This is a genomic window from Rhizobium sp. 01T444 (genome assembly GCF_056398305.1).
Genome location: NZ_JBFTPD010000299.1, coordinates 1 through 581, shown reverse-complemented (window position 1 = coordinate 581; position 581 = coordinate 1). Strand labels below are relative to the sequence as shown.

Sequence of the window (581 nt, the reverse complement as noted above, 5' to 3'; positions counted from 1 at the left end):
CCGCAACGACGAGGTGCTGGTCTCCGGCCCGCCGGCCGGCGAGCAGGTCGTCACCGCCGGGGTGCAGAAGATGGCGCCCGGATTGAAGGTCGCGTTGCCCGGCGCGGCGCTGAGTGAAGCCAACAGCACGCAGGTTGCGCCATGAACAACTTCAACCTCACCGACTGGGCGTTGCGCCATCGCGCCGTCGTCCTGTTCCTACTCGTCATCGTCGCTGTGGCCGGAGCGTTCAGCTTCACCAGGCTGGGCCAGCTCGAGGATCCGAATTTTTCCGTGCCGTCGATGACCGCCGGTGTCGCCTGGCCGGGCGCGACCGCGCAGCAGATACAGGACGAGGTGCTCAACCGCATGGAGAAGAAGTTCGAGCAGATCGACCACTTCGAGAAGGTGGTCACCTTTGCTCGTCAGGGGTACGGCGGCATGACGCTCACCGTGAAGGGCGGCACCTCGAAGGCCGATCAGCGCGAGGCCTGGTACCAGGCGCGCAAGAAGCTCAATGATCTTCGCCTCGAGCTGCCCGACGGCGTCGTCGGCCCGATCGTGAACGACGAATACGGCGACGTGTACGGGCTGATGTACGC

At 65.4% G+C, this 581-nt stretch carries 1 protein-coding gene; it reads left to right on the top strand.

The genetic code is table 11. The features are described from left to right. Positions 1 to 141: 141 nt before the first annotated feature. Positions 142 to 581, top strand: a 440-nt coding sequence (locus AC1DTN_RS38570) for an efflux RND transporter permease subunit (protein WP_477925475.1), incomplete at its 3' end; no start/stop codon positions are given.